20 protein-coding genes are annotated in these 19,385 nt (G+C 63.0%); 4 read left to right on the top strand and 16 right to left on the bottom strand.

Annotation, left to right across the window (positions count from 1 at the left end; translation table 11 throughout):
- Positions 1-50 precede the first annotated feature (50 nt).
- Together NUH86_RS01865 and NUH86_RS01860 are read right to left on the bottom strand one after the other, a co-directional pair.
- A complete protein-coding gene (locus tag NUH86_RS01865; protein WP_267251012.1) occupies positions 51-2,267 on the bottom strand; it encodes a strawberry notch-like NTP hydrolase domain-containing protein in 2,217 nt (738 codons plus the stop codon).
- 72 nt (positions 2,268-2,339) lie between these two features.
- Positions 2,340-3,236, bottom strand: coding sequence for a toprim domain-containing protein (locus tag NUH86_RS01860; RefSeq protein ID WP_267251011.1), 897 nt, complete (start codon positions 3,234-3,236; stop codon positions 2,340-2,342).
- A 125-nt stretch (positions 3,237-3,361) separates the two neighbouring features.
- Here NUH86_RS01860 and NUH86_RS01855 point away from each other — a divergent pair, with 125 nt between their 5' ends.
- Together NUH86_RS01855 and NUH86_RS01850 are read left to right on the top strand one after the other, a co-directional pair.
- Complete coding sequence (locus tag NUH86_RS01855; protein ID WP_267251010.1) at positions 3,362-4,021, top strand: lytic transglycosylase domain-containing protein; 660 nt, start codon at positions 3,362-3,364, stop codon at positions 4,019-4,021.
- Positions 4,022-4,023: 2 nt separating this feature from the next.
- A complete protein-coding gene (locus NUH86_RS01850) occupies positions 4,024-4,236 on the top strand; it encodes a DUF5818 domain-containing protein (protein ID WP_267251009.1) in 213 nt (70 codons plus the stop codon).
- A 21-nt stretch (positions 4,237-4,257) separates the two neighbouring features.
- On the opposite strand, the gene NUH86_RS01845 is transcribed toward NUH86_RS01850, so the two are convergent.
- Positions 4,258-5,511, bottom strand: coding sequence for a tyrosine-type recombinase/integrase (locus NUH86_RS01845; protein WP_267251006.1), 1,254 nt, complete (start codon positions 5,509-5,511; stop codon positions 4,258-4,260).
- 321 nt (positions 5,512-5,832) lie between these two features.
- On the opposite strand from NUH86_RS01845, the gene NUH86_RS01840 reads away from it, so the two are divergent.
- Complete coding sequence (locus tag NUH86_RS01840) at positions 5,833-6,003, top strand: hypothetical protein (protein WP_267251005.1); 171 nt, start codon at positions 5,833-5,835, stop codon at positions 6,001-6,003.
- A 20-nt stretch (positions 6,004-6,023) separates the two neighbouring features.
- On the top strand, positions 6,024-6,326 hold the full coding sequence (locus NUH86_RS01835) for a hypothetical protein (protein WP_267251004.1): 303 nt from the start codon (positions 6,024-6,026) through the stop codon (positions 6,324-6,326).
- Positions 6,327-6,385: 59 nt separating this feature from the next.
- Here NUH86_RS01835 and NUH86_RS01830 read toward each other — a convergent pair whose 3' ends face one another.
- From NUH86_RS01830 to NUH86_RS01770, 13 genes are all read right to left on the bottom strand, one after another.
- Positions 6,386-7,417: a hypothetical protein gene (locus NUH86_RS01830; RefSeq protein WP_267251003.1), complete on the bottom strand. Its 1,032-nt coding sequence runs from the start codon at positions 7,415-7,417 to the stop codon at positions 6,386-6,388.
- A 120-nt stretch (positions 7,418-7,537) separates the two neighbouring features.
- Positions 7,538-7,915 (bottom strand): hypothetical protein, encoded by a 378-nt coding sequence (locus tag NUH86_RS01825; RefSeq protein ID WP_267251002.1) that lies wholly within the window; start codon positions 7,913-7,915, stop codon positions 7,538-7,540.
- A gap of 44 nt (positions 7,916-7,959) precedes the next feature.
- Positions 7,960-8,280 (bottom strand): hypothetical protein, encoded by a 321-nt coding sequence (locus tag NUH86_RS01820; RefSeq protein WP_267251001.1) that lies wholly within the window; start codon positions 8,278-8,280, stop codon positions 7,960-7,962.
- Positions 8,277-8,792, bottom strand: coding sequence for a TIGR02594 family protein (locus NUH86_RS01815; protein WP_267251000.1), 516 nt, complete (start codon positions 8,790-8,792; stop codon positions 8,277-8,279). The genes NUH86_RS01820 and NUH86_RS01815 overlap by 4 nt, the downstream gene beginning before the upstream one ends.
- 59 nt (positions 8,793-8,851) lie before the next feature.
- Positions 8,852-9,286 carry a hypothetical protein gene (locus tag NUH86_RS01810; protein ID WP_267250999.1) on the bottom strand — a complete coding sequence of 145 codons (435 nt, stop codon included), beginning with the start codon at positions 9,284-9,286 and terminating at the stop codon, positions 8,852-8,854.
- Between the two features lie 17 nt (positions 9,287-9,303).
- Positions 9,304-9,492 (bottom strand): hypothetical protein, encoded by a 189-nt coding sequence (locus NUH86_RS01805; RefSeq protein WP_267250998.1) that lies wholly within the window; start codon positions 9,490-9,492, stop codon positions 9,304-9,306.
- On the bottom strand, positions 9,489-10,505 hold the full coding sequence (locus NUH86_RS01800; RefSeq protein WP_267250997.1) for a hypothetical protein: 1,017 nt from the start codon (positions 10,503-10,505) through the stop codon (positions 9,489-9,491). Before NUH86_RS01800 ends, NUH86_RS01805 begins: the two co-directional genes overlap by 4 nt.
- Positions 10,505-11,224: a DUF2793 domain-containing protein gene (locus NUH86_RS01795; RefSeq protein ID WP_267250995.1), complete on the bottom strand. Its 720-nt coding sequence runs from the start codon at positions 11,222-11,224 to the stop codon at positions 10,505-10,507. Before NUH86_RS01795 ends, NUH86_RS01800 begins: the two co-directional genes overlap by 1 nt.
- A gap of 11 nt (positions 11,225-11,235) precedes the next feature.
- Positions 11,236-14,496: a phage tail protein gene (locus NUH86_RS01790; protein WP_267250994.1), complete on the bottom strand. Its 3,261-nt coding sequence runs from the start codon at positions 14,494-14,496 to the stop codon at positions 11,236-11,238.
- Complete coding sequence (locus NUH86_RS01785) at positions 14,489-14,941, bottom strand: NlpC/P60 family protein (protein ID WP_267250993.1); 453 nt, start codon at positions 14,939-14,941, stop codon at positions 14,489-14,491. Before NUH86_RS01785 ends, NUH86_RS01790 begins: the two co-directional genes overlap by 8 nt.
- Positions 14,941-16,011: a DUF2163 domain-containing protein gene (locus NUH86_RS01780; protein WP_267250992.1), complete on the bottom strand. Its 1,071-nt coding sequence runs from the start codon at positions 16,009-16,011 to the stop codon at positions 14,941-14,943. The genes NUH86_RS01785 and NUH86_RS01780 overlap by 1 nt, the downstream gene beginning before the upstream one ends.
- Positions 16,008-16,634 carry a DUF2460 domain-containing protein gene (locus NUH86_RS01775; RefSeq protein WP_267250991.1) on the bottom strand — a complete coding sequence of 209 codons (627 nt, stop codon included), beginning with the start codon at positions 16,632-16,634 and terminating at the stop codon, positions 16,008-16,010. The genes NUH86_RS01780 and NUH86_RS01775 overlap by 4 nt, the downstream gene beginning before the upstream one ends.
- On the bottom strand, positions 16,631-19,384 hold the full coding sequence (locus tag NUH86_RS01770) for a hypothetical protein (protein WP_267250990.1): 2,754 nt from the start codon (positions 19,382-19,384) through the stop codon (positions 16,631-16,633). Before NUH86_RS01770 ends, NUH86_RS01775 begins: the two co-directional genes overlap by 4 nt.
- Position 19,385: the final 1 nt, after the last annotated feature.

Below are 19,385 nucleotides of genomic sequence, written 5' to 3'. Positions count from 1 at the left end.
AACCAATATAATGCGCAGCAACTGCGCACACTATCATGGGAATTCGCCGGTTACGCCGCGCTCCTCCGCATTACCGCTTCCTCGCGATAAGGCATCTTATGCGCAGCTCGCCATAAGATCGCCCAGGCCTCGGCGTAGGCATCGTAGACCTCGATCTGGTCCTCTGTGAGGCAATGCTCGAGAATGTCGTATTCGACGCCCGCGAAAGACAAGGCGCGCGCCGTGTAGAGGCCGAGTGACTTGAGATCGCGCGCGACCAGTTCCATTGCAGCGATACCGCCATCACGGATATCGGCCACGAAAGTTTCGCGGTTGGCAAAGGCAGTCTCCGGCCCCCAGAGTCCCAGGCGCGTGGCATAGGCGAGGTTGTTGACGTCCGAGGCACCGGTCGCCGAGGCGTAGAGCACTCGGGCGCGGGGCAGCAGGTTCTGCAGGCGCACGCCGGCGATGCCCTGTTCTGAACCTTTGACACGGCCACGCGAACCCTCACCCCCAGCGGCATTGGCCATGGCGTGCGCTTCATCGAAGACGATCAGCCCGTCGAAATGTTCACCCGCCCATTCGATGATCTGGTCGAGACGGGTGGCATCGCTCCTGCCGGAGCGCAGGGTCGGATAGGTGACGAATAGAATACCCTCCCGCATCGAAACCTGCGTGCCGAGCTTCCATTGACCGAGCGGCTGAATGTCGATGGGCAGGCCTCCCAGGGCCAACCAGTCGCGCCGTGCATCCTCCAACAGGGCTTCGTTCTTGGATATCCAGATATGGCGTTTCTCACTGCGCACCCAGCGGTCGAGAATGACGCTGGCGACCTGGCGCCCCTTCCCAGCCCCGGTGCCGTCGCCGAGGAAGTATCCCATACGATAGGCATGACCTTCGGCGCTGGGTTTGAGGATGCAGCCTTTGTCTTCCGGCGCGAACCTGCCCGGAAGATCGCGCGCATGAGCATTGGCCGCATAGATCAGTGTTTCCGCCTGCGCCGAAGAGAGCAGTCCCTTGGCGATGAGGCCAGAAGGCAGCAAAGGCACTTGTGTCGGGATTGGCGCGGTGATCGAACCCATGGCTACGGACTCGACCAAGGGCGTTGGATGATCGGCGGCATCCGGGATCAAAATGCGACTTGGCCGATAGGGCAGATAATGCCCGACCTGCTCGGCGATCGGCGCGGGTTCGGCCAACGCCTCGAAGGTGCACGGGACAAAGCCCGTCGAGACGCCTGCGCGAGCAGGTGGCACAGGACGCAGCCTGCTCCCCGCAGTTACAAGGCTCAGCAGAGCTCCCTGCGGCCTCGTAGCCATCGCCGCCGGGAATTGGGCAGCCTCCCTCAGCGGAAGGGTATCGATGAGATCACACAGCTCGGAAAGCGTGGATGTGGTCGCGGCAACGGGATCGTTGCTCGGCAGGGTCTTGTCGAGGACGATAAGCCTGGTCGTGATCGAGGTGCCCGAACGCACGAAAGCGCGTTCGATCCGGGCATTGAGGCGCACAGCGATAGGACCGGCCGCGCCTGAAACAAAGCGATGCAGATCGAACCACTCTGGCATCACAGCAACGAGCCTGCCGCCTGCCGTTAGCCGCTTCCAGGCCGAGCGCAGGTGCCGACCGCCCGTTCGCCCATCAGCCCCGCGCTCCACCCCATGGGAATAGGGCGGGTTCATGAGGACGACGCTGGGGGCAAGATTGGGATCGAGCAATTCGTCGATCAGCTCGCCATCATGGCCGGAAAGCGTGGCTTGCGGAAACAGGTTGGCAAGGCATTCACGGCGCAGCGGCGAGATTTCATTCAAGGCAAGACGGGCACCAGCGGCCTCGGCCCACACCGCCAGCATCCCCGTGCCAGCAGATGGTTCGAGCGCCACCTCGGATGCGCCGAAGGCGCAAGCGCGTGCGGCAAGCCAGGCGAGGTTTGGCGGTGTGGCAAACTGTTGCAACTCGATTTGCTCTTCGCTTCGCACAGTCTGGCTCGGCAACTGGGCTCCAAGCCGGTCAAACACGTCCCTGGCTGTTTCGGGCGGTGATGACAGCCTGAGCTGCGGGCTATTCTGCAACCAGAGGACTTGCGCGAGTTCGAGCGCGGCATGGGCATCGCGGACCGACCAGCGGGCATCGGCATCGCTGCCGCCGAACTGCTCGGCCAGCACGGTGTTGAGAATGGGACGCGTGATGACCTCGCCAGCATCAAGGCGGGCTGCGAGCGATCTTGCTGCCGAAAGGACCAAAGGCTCGGGAGAGATTGGAAAGGCAAGCGCGGGCGATAAATTGGACATGGAACCTCCTGACGAGACCCAATCCGTTTGCAGGCCTCAAAAGGCCCAAAGCCCTCTCTCCTCTGCACTTGCTCAGGCGCCAGCCTTGGTGCGCGCCGTCAGGACATCGTTCCAGTCTTCGCCGTCCCGCACGGGGCGCCTCGGTACGATGCGGCGGCCATCGCAATGATAGGCCTCGCGAGCGCGCTCTTCGGCAAGGTTGCCACCGGCATCGTGATCGATGAACAGGTGGAGTTCGCGCACGCTTTCAGGAATGGTCACCAGCCCAAACCGCTCATTGCCGAGAGTCGCCCAACACGGGATCCCAAAGAGCTGCTGGGCTGAAAGTGCGCTTTCGATGCCCTCAGCAAGGCCGAGCCTGCCGCCGCGCGGCATGGCCAACCGCACCGTGCCCGAGCCAAGGCTGCCCAGCGCGCGCTTGGGGCCATCGAAACGCGCCAAGCTGGAAGTTTTCGGCTCAAGGAATGTCCGGTGAAGTGCCAGTATGCCCTCGTCGTTGCGAACAGCGGCGAGCATGGCAGGCAGAAACCGAACCGATCCCTTGGGGCCAAGCGGTGTACGAGCGTGGTAGCGTAGGTCGGGCGACGATATCCTGATCTGGCGGCCCGCAAGATAGGCTTGTGCCGGGCCATCCGTCAGGGCCGAGGCTGCCCGCCACAGCCTGAGGGCGTTCTGGTTTACAACGTCGTCCCTGGTCCGCGCCGCAATCGGCTCCCCTCTGCCGTCGAAGAGTTCGGCAGCTTTGACACCGATCCGGCCCAGGCTCGCCAGGACCGCCTCATTCGAGCACCCGGCAAAGCAGTGGAACAGGATCGCGCGGACGCCGATGGTGACGCTCAGCGACGGCGTCCGATCGTCATGTGCAGGGCAGCAGCACATGCCGCGTGACCGCGACCAGGTGCCATCAAGGGCTTCGACAATTTCTCGGGCACGCTTTTCCAGGCGTTCCTGCACTCGGGTACGGGGCATGGGCTATCTCCAGTCCAACATGCCTCCACCGCGCAGCCTCCGCTCTGCGCCCATTACAATGCGTTTTCCTACAACCTATGTTCTTTATATGTTCTCACGCGATTCGGCTAGAGAAGGAATCGACGATGAGACTGAAATTCGTTGGCTTGGCCATGGTGGCAGCATGCGTATGCAGCGGGCCACCTGCGTTTGCCCAGGAGCAAATAGCCGCCCCGCCCGAAAACCAGGAACTACAAACCACGGGTTTTCGCGTGGAGGAAAAGCCCGACGGTTTTCAACTGGTGACGCATGGAGTGTGGAAAGCCCCGGCATCCGAACAAGCCGTTGCGATGGCTCCTTCTATCGGACCTAACCCATTCTATGCGACCAAGCCGATCCGCGGTTCGGCCAAACAGGCGACAAGCTTCAGGAGGGCGGTGTACTTGCCGCACGTCTATGCCGCTGAGGCACAGTTTTCTCTGCCTTCGGGGCTGCTCGACGCGCTCATCTGGACCGAATCGCGGTATAATCCTGTCGCCGTCAGTAGAGCTGGAGCGGCTGGCCTTGGGCAACTGATGCCTGGCACCGCGCGTGACCTCGGAGTCTCGAACCGGTTCGACCCGAAGGAAAACCTCCTGGGAGCCGCGCGCTACCTGCGGCAGATGCTCGACAAGTTTGGGGTGGTTCACCTCGCGGTGGCCGCCTACAACGCTGGCCCCGGCGCCGTGGAACGCTCCGGAGGCATCCCGCTCAACGGCGAAACTCCTGGCTACGTCCGGGATGTGCTCAACCGTTGGCGATTCTGACAATGAAGAGGTCTGATTTGAGTGGCTCACGCAAACGCGTGGTCGGTATTTTGAGCCACGGCCAACGCGGCTTGATCCTGACCACAAACGAGGATGAAGTATGGATCCTCGAGCGCGACGAATGCGGCGATGACCTTGTCGGGAGCAAGGTCATCGTGGAAGGGGTAGTCACCGGCTTCGATCGTCTGCGCGTTGACTGGATTGGCAGCGCATAGCGGCCAATGGCGAACGCTGGCTCAAGCAGCCTTCTTGCGTGTTTGCGACGAACCCATTTTCTCCTGATCGGCGAGAAAGTCAGCCCAGTCCTGCATCATCCTGCGCCGTGGGACCAAATACTCGGCAGCATTGTAGGCCCCGCGCACCTCATTGTCCTCTGAGTGGGCCAGTTGCATTTCGACCCAGTCCTCGTGATACCTTCGTATCCACATGGCCGGTTTGCCGAATTCAACCAGTTGCTCGTTTGCCCACGTGCTCGCAAGTCCCCTGAAGCCATGCACAGTCTGCCTCGAATGATATCCGAGGCGATACAAAGCATAGATCATGGTATTCTCGGACAGCGGCTTCTTCGGCGCCACCCCGGGAAACAGGAATTCGCCGGTACTGGCGATAATCATGCGCTGGGCGATCGTTGCAGCCTGCTTTGAGAGCGGCACAAAGTGCTCGCGGCCCATCTTCATCCGTTCAGCGGGAATCCGCCAAACCGGCGCTTTGCCGTCCAGGTCTTCAAACTCGGATCTCACAGCGAACCGAAGCTCCTTGGTTCTGACCCAAGTCAGGAGCGCAAACGTCACAGCGTCGCGAGTGATCGCAGACCGCCGGTCTCCCTCCTCCTCATACTTTTTGAGCTTCAGCAAGAACTGAGGCAACTCAGTCAGCGGCAGCCGGCTCATATGCTTGACGCGCGGACGAGGCTTCAAGGCGCCCCGCAGGTGGGTAGTCGGATCGGAAGATACCAATCCACAAGCGATCGCGAATTGGAAGATCTGACCGACACCCTGCTTGGCCCGACGGCTGATATCCAGAGCTCCCCGCGCCTCAATCTTACGGATCATCTCAAGCACGTCTGGCGGAGTGATCTCATGCATCATCTTGCTCCCCAAGGCGGGGAACACATCGCGTTCTAGCCGTGACCAGACGCGCTGCGAATGGGCAGCATCGAGGCTTGATTCTCGGTTCTCGTGCCAGCGTTGAGCAACGGACAAGAATGTAGCCGCGCCTTCAGGCATCATGTCCGCCTTGTTGGCCATCGGATCCTTGCTCTGGGCGAGCAACTGTTTGGCCGCACAACGTTTTTCGCGCGCAGCAGAAATCCCCAGATCAGGATAGGCACCGAACGACAGCAGCTTCTCCTTGCCGCCGAACCGGTACTTCATACGCCAAAGCTTTGAACCGTTTGGCTGCACCAGGAGGAACAATCCCTCACTGTCGGCCAGTTTATAGGCACGGTCTTTTGGCTTGGCGTTTTTGGCTTCCAACTCTTTGAGAGGCATTGGGGGTATCGCTCCATTTGCGTACCCCGAGAAAATACCCCCAAAATACCCCCACGCCAAATCTGGCTGCATGCGGAAGCGCTCGGCTGCACATGGACGCGAATCACCCGCAACCCCTAGGAATTCTGCGATTTTCCGGAAGAATCCGGAAGTCTGTGGAAGCTTCCGGAAAAGGGGATGGTAGCGGAGGAACGTTACCGCCTAGACAGTCCGCTCAAGAAATTCCGGGTCTGACCGGCCAAACACCTTCCAATCGTTGCGCCCATGAGGCTTGACCGACTCGCCATATGTTCTTCATACGTTCACGCATTGGAGGACATCATGGAACGCATAGAGGACGTGCGCGACGCGGTCGCGTGCGCGCTGGAGGCGCGCGGGTTGAGCAACCGGCAGTTCATTTCAGAGATCAGGGAGGGGAAGCGGGACGACGGTCCCTTTATGCTGGGCGCGCTTGCGTGGGCGCAGCGTGAGGCTCGCCCGCCGGCCGAGTAATGGCCCGCTACAAGGATGGCATGAAGCTCGCCACCTGCCTGTTCGAGGCGGCGGCATGGCACTATGGCGTGAAGGCCATCTGCCAGTGCGGCCATGCGGCGATCTTCGATCCGCATGGCCTTTGGTATCACTTTCATCGCCACGGCATGGACGAACGTCTCGGCCGCGTCCGCGAAAAGCTGTGGTGCCGGGAATGCGGCCGGCGCCATGGAAAGCGGGTTCGACCCGTCAAGCTGGAGATGGTCCGCGAAATGCCGTCCATCACCCTCCCCCTACCCGACCAACGGGAATGGAAAAGGGTCGTCAATCGGTTCAGGGGCTAGTCAGGCTGTGAGATTGCAGGACCCGCCGGCTATTCCAAGGAATTGTAATTGCAAAAGCCCTAGATTGGGCATCTCGGCATACTGGTCGTCACAGCAGGACTGTTTAGTGACCCGGTGCCGCGATAGTCACTGCCTACTACCAGACACCATCCCGAAGGCGTGTCCGCTCGGCGCTTCATCGGGCCACCATAAGCCGAGACCAGAACGGGTTGATTGGCTGGGATAGCCAGTGCCTTTGGCACCGCGATGGCCTTGACGGTTTGAACCATCGGCTGGCCCGGGCTGGGTGACACGGCAGGAACCGGCGCCGTGGCCGGTGCCGGATCGCGGTACACCGTCGTGAAGGTCGGCGCAGGCGTGCCCATCTTCACCACCTGGAACTCGAACGGATAGGTCTCACCGTTCATGCTGACCATGATCCGGACGCGCTTGGGCAGCCGCTTGTCCCGCAGCTTCGCCAGCACCACCTTGCCTGCGTAGCTGTTGCCGGGATCGACCGTCGTCAACTGCATGACATTCTCGCCCAGCGCATCGGTCGTGCGGTCGAGCTGGTCCTGGACGGCGTTGATCGCGAAGCCTGTCATGGCTCCAATCTCGGCCGCTCTATAGGCGGCATAGGGGCTGTAATAGCGGCTGGTATAAGTCGAGGTGCCCCAGGGGGAACTGTAGGTACTATGATAGGTCGTCGGCTGCGAGGCACTATACGCGGCAAGACCGCCCAGAAATGCCAGACCGATTTTCTGCCACCGCGCTCGATCCTGCTCCTTCTTGATCAGCTCCTCGACCGTCATGACCTTGTAGGGACTGCCGTCGACCGCCGCCGTCACATTTTCGATGCCGACATTCACCGGCGCACCGGCCCGATTAAAGACCGCGACGGTGAAGACAAGGCTCCCGCGATCGATGGTGAAGGGTGAGACCTGCACCGATCCAAGCTGCTGATGCAGGTCCAGAGTGGGCTTGCCCTTATAGTAGCGGACCGACTCCTCTCCAGTCTGGATTGCCTGAATAAGAACCGGGCTACCCGCGGTCGCGGGCACTATCGGCGCGGCAACAGCCGCCAGCGCCACAATAAGCTTCAAATTCCGCATGTCGCTCCACCCCCAATGCAACAATCTGCCAGTGCGACTCGGTTTTATTTCAGGGGGATAGTGGCCAAGCGGCTGCGCAAGCGGAATATATCCAAGGTGATAGTTAAATTGCCCGCTCTGTCAGCCCAAGCCCACCAGCCTGAGGATCGCCTTTGCGAGCTTGCCTGCGGCGTTCCACTTGAAATCGTTGAATATGCTTTGGACCAGAGCACGACCAATGTCCTCGACCTCATCGAGCGCCGCGTTCAGTCCTCCATCGGTGAGAAATTCGACGACCAGCGGTATAGTGTTGGAAAGGACCGCCTCGAACTTTTCCGCGCCGGTCATGCTCTTGGAGGACATCGCCTCGATGTCGATGGCAACCGCCTCTCCTATTTTCGTCTGCTTGAGCGCCAGCACCGCCTTGGCGGTTTCCGTCGGCACGATCGCCATGGCGACCGCCGCGGCGGCCTTCAGTTCATTGAGCTTCGATTTTGAGATGATGCGGATTCCGAACATGGCACTGCTCCTCATGATGAAAAGGGATGGAGGGGACCGGAGCGCTACGGCTGCTCCGCGGCTTTCTGGATCGCGTCGACCGTATCTTCGCCCAGGCTCTCAACGGTGTTGCCGCCCAGCTTCAGCTTGAAGGTGCGCCGGCCGAGGATCGCGGAGAGGCCCGTCAGGACGATGCCGATCAGCACCAGGCAGCCATAGCCGAAATAGGCAGCAGGCCATGGGCTGGAGGACTTTTCCGCGATGACGGTGAGCGCGCTCCCGGCGATGACCGTGCAGGCAACGCCGCCCGCGCCGAGGAAGACGATCCCGATCAGGCGGCGCCAGTCGCTGGCTGACCAGTCGGACGTATCCGGCAGCAGGGTCATGCCTCATTCCTCGACACAGGCGCGCTGGAAACGCCGAGACGGACAGGGCCGCCGACAACGGGGACGCCACGGGGCCAGCGCCGGGCGATGCAGCGGCTCTTGGCCAGTCGCATGATGCTGACCCGGTCCCCCTGATTGCCGCCGATGACATGATAATGGGTGGCATCCTCCCCCACATAGAAGGCGACATGGCCACCCCCTTCGCGTTCGAAGACAAGGATCGCCCCCGGCGAAAGGAAATCAGCCGCCAGATTGGCGCCCCACATGGCCCATGCCTTCGCACGTACCCCGACCTTCATGCCGGAAAGATCGACGCCGCCAGCGCGCAGGCAGTGCGCCACGAACAGGCCGCACCAGGGCACGCTGTCGGCGTTGTAGACGATGCCCAGCACCTTCAGGCCCAGCAGCTTGGCCCAGCCGAGGATCGTCGCACTGTTCGCGATCCCGGCCGCCTCGCGCGTACCGAGAAGTTGCCGCGCAGCCACGAGCCATGCGGGATCTGTCGAACCCATAGCATTCTCCCATAAAAAAAGGCGCCCATGGCGCCCTGCATGTCGATGATGTGCGAACTCTATCGGCCGTCGGCCGCGTCGATCCGGCCGAGCGCCGCCGCCATGTCGTCGGGCACGGTCAGGCTGACCGGGAAGGCTTCCGCGAGAATCTTCTGAGCCTGCATCAGCGCCGTTGATTGGGGATGCCGCTGGAGCAGTTCGGCGGCGACGAGGTGGAAGGCCATGCGCCACTTATCGAGCGCGGCCGTGTGCTGGGCCACCTGCCGCTCCAAGCTCTCCATGCGGTCCTCCAGCTTGGCGTCGAGTTCCTTCTCGCGCCGCTCCAACTCATCGTGCCATTTGTCGAGCTTCGCCGTCCGCGTGTTCGCCCGCGCGTCACGCCAGTTCAGCAGCCAGCCAAGTCCCTTCCCGATCGCGACCGCCGCCGCGACCAAGCCGGCGACGACACCCCCGACCTCGCCCGACGATATTCCACCTGCCCCCGGATCAGGCATAGCCGCCCCCTTTTTTTTCAGCTTATGACGATCTGCCGCCGCCGCCCGGTCGGCGGGGTCTCATCGATCAGGGCGAGGTAGGCAGTCTGCGCCGTCACCTCCATCCGCACCGACGTGATCGCCAGGTACACGGTCTCCGTCGATACGACTGCGCCGGGCTGGGCGAGCGCCAGATAGGCGGCCTGGCTGGCTACCGTGTCCGTCACGCGGCGCTCTCATATCCAGCCTCGGCCGCGTTCCAGCCCGACTGCGTCCAGGGCGAGCTGGTCGCCGGGTCATTGTCATAGCGCATGCCGATCGCGCCGAAACTGGTGCCGATTCCCGAAAGATTGCCCGATGAATAGTCGGTGCTGGCCGACCGGAGCGTCGATTTGATGTTGGATGGCGACGATCCGTCATTCTTGGCGCGCAGGAAGTGAAACACAGCCTTGATCGCGAAGCCGGTCGGCACCGTTACGTCGCCCATCGCATAGGTCTGCTTTACGCCCGCCGATGTCGTGCTGTCGACCGTCGCGTCGGAGTTCACCGCCTCGTTGACGTTGGTATAGGCGCCCGTCCACCCGCTGTTGGTCCCGGCGCCGCTCGCCCGCGAATATTTGACCTTGCCGTTGATGGTCGAGATGCCGCGCGACGCCATCAACTGGCTGATGCGCGTATTGAAGGATGTTGTATGGCCCGTATGCCGGACCGATCGCACCGAGGTCAGGCTGGCCTGGGTGAAGGTCACGGGTCCGGCAACCAGGCTGTTGTCCAGCGACACCTCGGCGGAATGGGGAGAGCCAAGCGTATATTTCAAGTCATATTTATACCGCACGGTCGATGACACCGACCATGCGCTGCCCAACAGCGTCCAGACGGGCGAAGCACCCGTGCCGCTGTTGTAATAGAGGCCGTGGGAATCCGCCGCCACCGCGCGGATCGCCAGCCAGGGGAAGCCGGAACTGTCGTAAAGGCCCGCGATGATCGCGCCGGTCGAGACGGTGCCGCCGGTCTTATAGAATTCGAAGTGCACATAACCGGTCTCGCCGGTGACCACATCCGTGTCGGCGAAGGAGGAATTCTTGAAATTGTAGCTGATCGTGACCGCCGACGACATGAAGAGCGAGCAGTCGGCATAGGTGCTGTCGAACGAACCGGCGGTCGTGTCTTCGGTGGGGGTGCCTGCGACGAGGGTCACGCTGTCGAGCCTGCCGCCGGCAAAGAGGATTTCATTCGCCATCAGAATGTTCCCTTCAGGGTAAAGGTGTATCCGACCGCGCCCGAGTCCGGCGTCGCCGATCCGAACACCTCCAGAATGTCGGTCCCGCCGATGATCGACACCGTCGTGCCGCTGGTCGCAAAGGTGATCGTCCCGCTGGTCGAAATGGCGATGCTGCCGACCGAAGCCCCGTTTTTCTTGACGTCCATCGTATAGGTCGACGCAGGATTGGATGAGCCCGCGCTCGTTTTCTTGTATGTCGCCCCTGCAAAATCGTCGGCGAAGAGGACGGTTTCCCCAGCGGCGGGCGTCCAGGCGAGCAACAGTTCGCTGAGCGTCGGGGCGGACCCGACAACCTGGAAGGATACGGCACGCACATTCGAGGCCACCGGCACGACATCCCAGCCGGCACCGTCATGATAGATCGTCAGATCCTCATCCCGCACGTAGAGGTGAACGCCCTCGACGGCGACGTCGATGAAAATCCAGCCGTTGCTGGCATCCTCGCCCTTGGCGACCGCCAGCATGCCCGCCTCGCCCGACCATGCGCCGGTGGGCGAGGTCGCCACCAGATAGCATGCGCCGTCGTCGCAGGCGCCGGGCGGCGCCGTCAGGTTCCGGTCTTCTATGATCGCCCGGGTGGCAAAGGCATCCAGGCCGCGCATGGTCGGATTGACGGTGTTCCATGGCGTGGCCTGCGCCTCCGCCCATTCGGAGCCGCCTGTGCGTGGCAGGTTCATGCTTTGTCCTTTTAGGCTGTGATCGAGAGGGGAAAGCCGCGCAGAGAAAGCACCGGCGACACCTGGTAGAGGTTGACGCTCAGACTGGTCTGGGGCGCCCCGAAGTCGGCCGTCTGCTGTGCGCTGCTATAACCCAGCGGCAGACTGCTGCCGGTGATGGTCCGTACCACCGCCGCACCATCCAATATATCGCAGGACCAGCTCTCGCTTGTTTCGCCCAGCGGCACGTCCTGGCCATCGATATTGGCGCCGCCGATGCGGGTGCGACGAACCGCGTCGATCGACCAGTCGCCGGTCCCGGTGTCGAGCAGCAGTTCGCCATGGACGGGAGAATAGGGCTTCTGCGCTGCGGCCGTGAAGGTGCGCCATTCCGCCCGCGCCGTTTCCTCCTCGCGCCCCTGACTAACCGTCTTGTAATAGTCGGTGTCGCCAATCTCCGACGCGCCCATCGTCTTTTTGACCAACGCCGTGTCGATCAGCAGGAAAGGCGCGCCTGCGAGCTGCGTTCCGATCTGCTGTTCCGTCCCCCGGCGCCCCCGGAGGAAGCCGGAGAGCGTGTAGGTTCCGTCCCCCTCCAGCGTAGCGGTCGCGAACTGGACATATTCGGAGCCGATCAGCGCGAGGTTGAGCGTCGCATCGTTCAACAGTTGATCCATGGTGACGCTGGTCAGCAGGCCGTTCTGAACGGCGACGTTCACGCTGTTGCCGTTGTCCGGCACCCATGGCAGCGCATCTCCCAGCGAACCGTTGCAGTAGCCCCAGGTCGCCGCGCTCTGGTAGGAGATATAAGCCCAGTCCGGCTCATATTCGTCCTCGTCGCCGGTGTCGCTGACATAGACGGTTGCGCCGGTCCAGAAGACGCCGGAGGAATAGGGCGCGGCTGCCACCAGCATGAAGGGCGTCGGATCGTCCGCCGCATCGGTGGGCAGCGGCACGTCGAGGATGAAGCCTTTGGAAATCGAGGGCACCTGGATGCGCTCGGCCGTGCGCGAATCCAGCGCCGCCCCTCGGCCAGCGCTGCGGCCGGCCAGAGATGGATTGTCGCGGACCCATCGGGTCTCGGTCACGCGGTCGGCGCCGATGCGGGTGGAGACGCAACGACCGATCCGAGTCAGATCGTCGAGATTGAGCGTATAGACGCTTCCCGGCGTGATCCTGCGAAACCTGTCTGACAGGGAAAGGTCGTAGCTTTCCTTTTCCGCATGCTGCCGCCGCATGAAGCGGTCGACCAAATGGCGGGCGTTATCCGCATCGGTTGCCATGTTCCGCATGTCGATCGGCGTGATCCGCTTCGTCCTCACCGCGTCGGCGGCGCGGGCCGAGACGGCGAGATTATCCTGCTGATCCTTGTCGACATCAGCAAAGGTCATGGTGACCTGCAACGGCAGATCCTCATCCTTCGCCTGGTTGACGGCAAACCGGGATTCCCCCGTTGGTACGATCTTTCCCGACGGAACGTCACCCTCGACCGTCCCGCTCCGGGGACGGAACCGAACGATGAAGTCTTCCGAGACGGGATCGATGTCATGCGCCTCCAGCAGCGGCGAAAGGATGGACTTCGCCACCCCTGCCGTGAAACTGAACCCATCGATCGTGTCGGTGCACAGCGCGGCGTTGTAATCGTCAGATCCGGCATCTGCCATTCCGCTGACCATGTCGATGCAGGCCGCAATCGTCACGCCATCACCGTTGATTCGGTCCAGATAGCGCCAGGTGATCACCAGAGAGAACTGCGGGAAGCAGATAAGGGCATGGTTCAATGGATCATAGATGACCCCATCCGCATCCTCCGCCTTCCAATCGGCAAATGTGACGGTACGGACGACCTGCAAGGTTGAAAGGGAAACCTCCGCGCCGTTCAGCCAGATCGTGGGCGAGCCGGGGAACAGGTTAGCCCATTGCTTCGGGGTGTTGTAGGGATCGCCGCCGCGGGCAACCGAATCCACGATAGTCAGGGTCTCGTCTTCAATCTTGACCAGCAGGGCATTGTTCCAGTGAACGATGAAATGCCCGTCATAGTGCGCGATTTCCGCTGGCGCGCCATTGGCGAAGGCGCCGACATTGAGGTGCGCGAAGCCAAGCGAACCTGGTCGCGCACCGCTATCCACGACCCGGTAAAGAAACAGATCGTCCCAGCTTCCGAAGAAACCAGCCCTGCTGCCGACCACCCAGATGTCTCCATAGCTGTCAGTGCAGGCCCCCCGCGTCGTCCAGGAACTGCCGTCACCGATCGACGGCGTGGAAATTGTCACGACGCCGCCCACCCCGCTGATCGAGCAGGTGAAGAAGTAGGAAATAAAGGCGGATCCCATGGTGACCACATGCTCGCCGCCATTGCCGTCCTGAAGGACCCTCAATCCATCCTGGAAAGGCGCAGCACCGACCGTGGCCACGCCGGCGAAGTCAGGATTGAAGGCGACGATGCTGCCGCCGCTCAGCGCGTACACGGCGCCGTTGTTCGTGACCCCGAACACATCCTGCACGCCGACGTCGACCGCCAGGGTTCCCGCGATCATCCGCGCCCTTGCCGCCACATCCCACAATTCGAATGAGGAATCCTGCGCCCACATCATGATCGAGCGATCAGGTGAATAGGTAAATCCCCACAAGCGGTTACCGGGAACCGAAACCTCGAAGGTTTCCCATGGATAGGCGGGCACGGGATTGCAGGTCGCCTCAATCGTCGGCTGTGGCAGTCGATTGCCGAACTTCTCCAGCGGGATGTCCTTCAGCACCACCATCGCCTGCCCGCGATAGGCGGGACAACTGCCCTCACCGTGAAGCGCCTCTACGGTTTGCAACATGCGAGGGTCCGGCTCCTGGTCCTCCCCGCCAAGATAGAAGGTGAAATAGGGATTGTTGACCGTTGCCTGCCCACCAACCGCAAAGGCAGTACGTGACGAAACGAAAGGCATGATCGGTCCAGCGCCGGTGACATCGAACACCAGATGCTTGTCGAGCCAGATGCGGGTCACCCCGTCGATAGGATGATCGGCAATGTGGTTTGCCCAAGTGCCGTAATATTTATACTCGGTATATTTGCCCCCCTTGGTCTTCCGCCTCTTCTTCACCTCATGCAGGTCTTCCGCGAATAGAAAGCTGCAACTTTCGAACCGGCGCGTTCCCAGAAAATAATTCTTACTGTCCCCCGGATCGCCAAGGCTGACGGTCCGGTCGTCGAGACGCGGACCTTCGATCTTTCGAGAAGCCTGAAGGCCCATCTGCCCCGCCGTGAGGACAAGGGTGAAACCCAGCGAGACCGGATCAGCCATACACAGCCTCCTCGGCGGCTAGCAGCGAGGGGAAAGCCCACGCCGAATCCAGTTCCCGCTGCGCCCTGCCCACGGTCCAGGCAGCCGAAACGACCTGTTGCATTCCCGCGCCCCAACAATGAACCATTCGACCGCCCTCGACCATCAAACCCAAATGCTGGGGCTTCCCGCGGACGCGCAGCAGCAGCACATCGCCCGGGCGCGGAATGGCGACCTGCCTCAGCTCGCTTTCAAGTCCACGCCGCAACAGCGCGACGTCCACGCGCGGGCCATAATTGGCGAGACAGGCATGGAATCCCTCTGCCTCGGGCAATCCGCAGGCCCGCGCGACGCCGACCACCAGCCCCTTGCAGTCGCAACCGCGACCCCGGACGCTCGCCTGCTCATGATAGGGCGTCCCGATCCAACGCCGCGCTTCCGCCACGATTTCCGCTCTGGTGACCATCACGCCCCTCCCGTCGGGCCGCGCAGCACCTGGTCGCTGCCCCGCTGATCCGGCTCGCCCCGGAAGTTCCAGGTGTTCGCCCAATCATCCCGGCAAAAGGTGCGCGTGTTCTGGCATGGCCGCCGAATCACCAGCGTGTCGCCGGGCGAAGGCAGCGTCGCCATGCCCGCATAGAGGGCGACGGTGCGGGTGGTGGCGATCCAGTCGAAAATCTCGATCTCGGGATCGGACGCCAGCGCCCCGCTGGTGAAAGCGACCCGGCCATAATTCAGTTCATCGTTCACGGTGCCGATCGGCAACACGGCCAAGGTGAAAGTCAGATCATCGGAGACCGTCGCGACCACGGCCTCAATCGTGGCCGCCTTGATGCAGGTCCATTCCGCGCTGCCATCCGCGACCGTGGCGCCCAGCGTCGTGGGCCATGTCGGCTCCGATGCGCCGGTGGTGCCCGCCGCCGAACAGACATAATGGAAGCCATTGAACGTCGTCGGCCGAACGAAACTTCCGACCCCGGCATCCCATGCGCCGCGCTCCTCGACGGCGAGGGATGCGGCCCATGGCGCCGGCAGCAACGGATATTTGCAACGGGAATCGCCAAAGGTGGCCGAACAGTAGGGCGAGGTCACCCGGCCGATTTCCTGATTATAGCTAGCCGTGTGACCCAGCCCTTCCAGGGAGAAGGAGCGGCCCTTGACCATCGGCTGACCCAGCTTCCCGCCGAGAATCTTGATGACGCCCGATGTGAGCGACCTGTGGTTCACCTCAAAAAGCCTGAAGCGCGCCTTATTCCAGCGCCCTCCTAGAATATCTTCCGCCGTAAAGAGCGGCCCCAAAGGTCCGCTCGCCTGAAAATTATCGGCCCCCATTCCGGCGGAAAGCACGACCTCGGACATGGTGAGGCCGCCTGAATAGGCCAGCATCCCGTCACCGATGTCGATCGACAGAGTGCGATCATGTGTCGTCAACCCGACGCTCGCGCCGTTTGCCGCGTCAATCCGCAGGCACCAGGCCAATGATCGCGACGAAGAGGCGAGATGCGAGATCAACTCCGCCGGAATCGTCCTGCTCATGCGCGCACTTCCTCCAGCGGCACGCTGCCGGCGCTGCGGCTGTTGATCGTGTCCCAGCTGATGCGGAGCAGATCATCCTCGAAATGCACGGGCACATCGAACTGGAAGCCGGCGGTGATGGCCACGCCGAGAGCCGGAGCCGAGGTGAAGGTGACGATCCCGGTCCCCCGGTTGACCGACCAGCCGGTGGGCGCGGCCACGCCATTCTTGGCGATGAGCAAGGTCCCCGCGACCGGCCAGAGCACCGGCACGTCGATCGGGCTGACGGCATCGGCATAGCGCTTCACGAGCTGGAAGGCGGTGGTCACGCCATCACCGGTGCCCAAAGGCTGATCGGTCATGGCCGCTGCGGAATTGCCATCCGCCTTGGAGGTATAGTCGATCCAGTCCTTGAACAGGAACGACCGGGACGCCCCGCGCCGCGCCGCATGGAAAGCGCGCAGCAAGGCAATGTCCTCGATCGTTTTCACATTATGGGAGATTTCATAGCGGCGAAGCGGGAACGCCCAATTCTCGTTCCGCTCCGTTCCGCCATCGTCGGTCTTCACAGACTCGGTCGAGAATTCAAAGCCGCCATTGGACCCTTTCGACCACTTCTCCGGCAAGCGCACATCGTCCGTCATGCCAAGCCCCTCCGACGATAATCATCCTGTTGCTCGGCCTGCCGCCGCGCGACTTCCGCGCCAGTCCGGCGACGGTCCGGCGTGGCGGGCATGTTCCAATTGTTGACGATCGTCGGACCGCCGCCGCCGCTTTCCTGCCGCCGCGGCGAACCGCCGCGCAGCAGCGTGCGGAAGGCGCGGGCCTGCGAGCGGTCGAGCACTTCCTCGTCGAGCTGAAGCACGGCGGCGAACTCGTCGTTGCGCAGCGTGCCGTTATGCAGGCGCGGCAATGCGCCCATGTCGAACGGCATAACCCGCTGCTTGCCGCCGGGTCGCACCGTGCCGCCATCGTGATAGATGCCGCCCAGCGTCCCGCCATAGACAGCATCGGTGCCGGCGCTGGTCACGGGTCCGCCGCCGATAGCCGGTGCCACCAGCTTGGCGCCCAGGCCGAGGACCGTGCCGAGGAAGCCACCGCCGCCCGACACCGACCCACCGGCCGCCATCGCAATCAGGCTGTTGAAGGCGGAGCCGAGCTGCGCGGACTGGCCGCTGATGGCGTTCATGCCCTCCGCCGCCTTGGCTGCTTCGGTGCCGACATCGGCCAGCGGATCGACCACGGGCGACCCACCGGCCACCGCCACGCGAGTCAGCGCATCGGCAGCCATGCCGGCCGCGGTCGTCAGCCGCATGAATTCCGGCTCCGCCTGGATACCGAGCTGCTGCGGCAGTCCCGGCAGAATGTCGGTCTTCGCCTTGGCGACATTCTTCTCGACATCGTTGCCGGTCAGGCCGTCGACGAATTTTGCGATCGGCGCCTCGACATTCTGCGCCAGCAGCCGCTCCAGCGGCAGCCGGATCAACTCCATCAGCACGTCGCGGGCCGTCCCGCCGTTCAGCACGATATCGCTCAGCGTGCGCCCTACGTCATGGCCGAAACCTTCCCACACCCGGCTGCCCATCCTGCCGGTGTCGACATAGTCCTGGGCAAGCTGCTTCATCCGGCGACTGAAGGTAAAGGCGCTGATGGCGCCGCTATCGAACGCCGCCTGCACATTGGCGACCTCCTGCGCGATTCGCTCCAGCGGCGTGCGGGTTTCGTCGAATAGCTGATTGGCGATGCGCTGCCGTTCCTGAAACAACTTCTGCGCCTGCGCCGCGTCATATTCTGCGGCGGCATATTGCCGCACCGCATCGGTCTGCTGGTTGACGATCGCCGTCGCTTCGGCGCGGGCCTGGGCTTCGTCGAACTGTCCTTTCGCCGCCAGCTTGCGCGCCGTGACTTCCTTTTCGACCAGATCCATCGATATGCGGCGCGCCGCGGCGTCGATCGTCTGTTGACGGACGACCGCTTCCAGCGCGTCACCCTCCAGCCCCAGCCGGGCCTGCGCCTCATCGGCCCGCTGCTTGTAGCTGGCGATCACCTCATCGTTCGACTGCTTGATGCGGTCCGCCGCCTGCCGGGCCTGCTCCGCTTCGCGGGCGCGTCGTTCGGCTTCCCGCTCCGCGTCGGACTTGCCGCCTCTGCCAGATCGGGAAGGCCGGTCCGGTTTCGCCATCAGCGCCCGCGCGGCGGCATCGGTCGCAAGGCCCTGCGCCTGCCGCCCCATGGCCAGCATGTTGTCGATCGGCGTCGCGAAGGGAGAACGGATTTCCTGTTCCTGCTGCTGCCCTCGCGCCCAGCGGTAGAAGTTGGCGACACGCGTGCCGAAGTTTGCGACGCGGTCCGCGGTCCGGTCGATGGCGTTGGCGATCCCATCAAATAGACTGATCAGCCCGCTGGTGACGCCGGAACTGTCACCGATCCGGGTCAGCATGCGGTCCCACGCCTCGCCCACCGACTGCGCCGATTCGTCCAGGCCGCCCGACCCACTGGCCGCCCGCGCGAGGCCCTGAATATAGGCCTTCTGCGCCTCCGCAGTCTTGCCCGCTTCCGCAAGACGCATGACGGTGATCTGCAATTCGGGATTGGTATCGGCCAAGGCGGTGCGCAACGCCTCTATATCGTCGCGGGCGAGCGCGCTCAGCACGCTTCCCATTTTCTCAGCCCATTGGGTGATCGCCTCCGGATCATCCCCCAGATCGCCGGCGACGCTCAGCGCTTCGTTCAGCGTCTCGCGGGCAAGACCCGGCACCTTCGCCAGAGTGGCCGCAGCCTGGAGTGCGGTCTTTTCCGTGGCAATGCTGGTGCGCGCCGCCTTGTCCGCGAACTGCTCCAGTTCTTCGGACGTTGCCGCAGACACGTTACCGGTGAGTTCGATCTGCCGGTTGAAGGCTTCGAGGGCCTTGTGGTGCTCGTCAGAGGCGTCGGCCACCTTATAGGTCGCGACCCCAAGCGCAACGATGGCCACGCCGGCGAGGCCCGCGGCGCGCCCCAACGCCACCAACCGCGCCTCAGCAGCAGCCGAACGGGTTGCCAGATTCTCCAGCGCCTGCGCACCCTGCGCATCGTCGATCGCGGCTTCAGCTTTCGATACGGCGTCGGCCACATAGCGGCGCCGCTGCTGCCGCACCGATGACGGCGAATCACTGCCATTGGGGAACAAGGCCCGCGCTTCCGACCGGGCGGTGCGGCGGCGCTCCGCAACCAGCGCGGCGGACTTCTCGGCGTTCGTGAGGCGGATAACCGCCTTCTCCGCGTCCAGCGCTTCCTGGCTGATGTCGCGGAACGCCTTGCCGCCCGCGTCGCCCACCCGTTTGAAGTCGCGCTCCGCATCGGTAATCCCGACGATGCGCAGCGCCAGGTTCACGGCGCGGGAAGGAGGAGCCATG

The sequence above is a fragment of the Sphingobium sp. JS3065 genome (assembly GCF_026427355.1).
Taxonomy (GTDB): Bacteria; Pseudomonadota; Alphaproteobacteria; order Sphingomonadales; family Sphingomonadaceae; genus Sphingobium.
The sequence above is the reverse complement of the archived record's forward strand: the minus strand, read 5'-3'. Positions and strand labels throughout refer to the sequence as shown.

Excerpts from the sequence above, each read along its gene's own strand:
- NUH86_RS01830 (WP_267251003.1), bottom strand. The coding sequence starts at position 7,417 with ATGCGGAATTTGAAGCTTATTGTGGCGCTGGCGGCTGTTGCCGCGCCG.
- NUH86_RS01860 (WP_267251011.1), bottom strand. The coding sequence starts at position 3,236 with ATGCCCCGTACCCGAGTGCAGGAACGCCTGGAAAAGCGTGCCCGAGAA.
- NUH86_RS01865 (WP_267251012.1), bottom strand. The coding sequence starts at position 2,267 with ATGTCCAATTTATCGCCCGCGCTTGCCTTTCCAATCTCTCCCGAGCCT.
- NUH86_RS01775 (WP_267250991.1), bottom strand. The coding sequence starts at position 16,634 with ATGACGGACGATGTGCGCTTGCCGGAGAAGTGGTCGAAAGGGTCCAAT.
- NUH86_RS01770 (WP_267250990.1), bottom strand. The coding sequence starts at position 19,384 with ATGGCTCCTCCTTCCCGCGCCGTGAACCTGGCGCTGCGCATCGTCGGG.
- NUH86_RS01810 (WP_267250999.1), bottom strand. The coding sequence starts at position 9,286 with ATGCCTGATCCGGGGGCAGGTGGAATATCGTCGGGCGAGGTCGGGGGT.
- NUH86_RS01790 (WP_267250994.1), bottom strand. The coding sequence starts at position 14,496 with ATGGCTGATCCGGTCTCGCTGGGTTTCACCCTTGTCCTCACGGCGGGG.
- NUH86_RS01815 (WP_267251000.1), bottom strand. The coding sequence starts at position 8,792 with ATGGGTTCGACAGATCCCGCATGGCTCGTGGCTGCGCGGCAACTTCTC.
- NUH86_RS01780 (WP_267250992.1), bottom strand. The coding sequence starts at position 16,011 with ATGAGCAGGACGATTCCGGCGGAGTTGATCTCGCATCTCGCCTCTTCG.
- NUH86_RS01845 (WP_267251006.1), bottom strand. The coding sequence starts at position 5,511 with ATGCCTCTCAAAGAGTTGGAAGCCAAAAACGCCAAGCCAAAAGACCGT.
- NUH86_RS01800 (WP_267250997.1), bottom strand. The coding sequence starts at position 10,505 with ATGGCGAATGAAATCCTCTTTGCCGGCGGCAGGCTCGACAGCGTGACC.
- NUH86_RS01855 (WP_267251010.1), top strand. The coding sequence starts at position 3,362 with ATGAGACTGAAATTCGTTGGCTTGGCCATGGTGGCAGCATGCGTATGC.
- NUH86_RS01820 (WP_267251001.1), bottom strand. The coding sequence starts at position 8,280 with ATGACCCTGCTGCCGGATACGTCCGACTGGTCAGCCAGCGACTGGCGC.
- NUH86_RS01835 (WP_267251004.1), top strand. The coding sequence starts at position 6,024 with ATGAAGCTCGCCACCTGCCTGTTCGAGGCGGCGGCATGGCACTATGGC.
- NUH86_RS01840 (WP_267251005.1), top strand. The coding sequence starts at position 5,833 with ATGGAACGCATAGAGGACGTGCGCGACGCGGTCGCGTGCGCGCTGGAG.
- NUH86_RS01795 (WP_267250995.1), bottom strand. The coding sequence starts at position 11,224 with ATGAACCTGCCACGCACAGGCGGCTCCGAATGGGCGGAGGCGCAGGCC.
- NUH86_RS01785 (WP_267250993.1), bottom strand. The coding sequence starts at position 14,941 with ATGGTCACCAGAGCGGAAATCGTGGCGGAAGCGCGGCGTTGGATCGGG.
- NUH86_RS01825 (WP_267251002.1), bottom strand. The coding sequence starts at position 7,915 with ATGTTCGGAATCCGCATCATCTCAAAATCGAAGCTCAATGAACTGAAG.
- NUH86_RS01850 (WP_267251009.1), top strand. The coding sequence starts at position 4,024 with ATGAAGAGGTCTGATTTGAGTGGCTCACGCAAACGCGTGGTCGGTATT.